1 protein-coding gene is annotated in these 515 nt (G+C 53.2%); it reads right to left on the reverse strand.

Annotated elements, in window-relative coordinates:
- The coding region (locus C7T94_RS19250; RefSeq protein WP_204353332.1) for a DUF6531 domain-containing protein at positions 1-515 on the reverse strand (515 nt) is incomplete at both ends.

Raw genomic sequence — 515 nt, forward strand, 5'->3', positions numbered from 1 at the left:
TCCGGGTGGTTAAAACCAGCTATACCGGCCTTTTCATCCGGGTAAATGTACAGGTCAAAGTTGTTGTACACCCCGTTGCCCAGCATGCCGCCGAAAGGTTTATCACTGCGCCAGGTGCTCTTCCATACCAGTTTCCTGCCTCCTTCAAGCTCAAAGTCGGTCCATTCAAAAAACATGGCCCCGGTTACAAAGTTCACCGGCTCCAGTCCGAAGTGACACAGCAGTTTTGACAGCGGGTTGTTCTTGCCCAACATTTTCCCCAACATCTGGTTGAGGCCCTTTAAGGCCTTGCCACCGATTTTGGTTAAACCGCGCATCAGCCCGATGGCTGCAAAACGCATCAGCAGCTCGCCCGGCGTATATTGATGCGGGATAAACTCCCCGCCAATCAGCACCGGGTTGCCCGTATTGATCTGTACATACATGCTCAGCAGATCGCTGTAAAAAGCAAAGTACGCCAGCGGGTTCTTTTTGATCTTGCCCGGAACGGTGGGCAGCGGTTTCAGGCCCATGGG

Origin of the sequence: Pedobacter yulinensis (genome assembly GCF_003029735.1) — a bacterium.
Taxonomy (GTDB): domain Bacteria; phylum Bacteroidota; class Bacteroidia; order Sphingobacteriales; family Sphingobacteriaceae; genus Pedobacter; species Pedobacter yulinensis.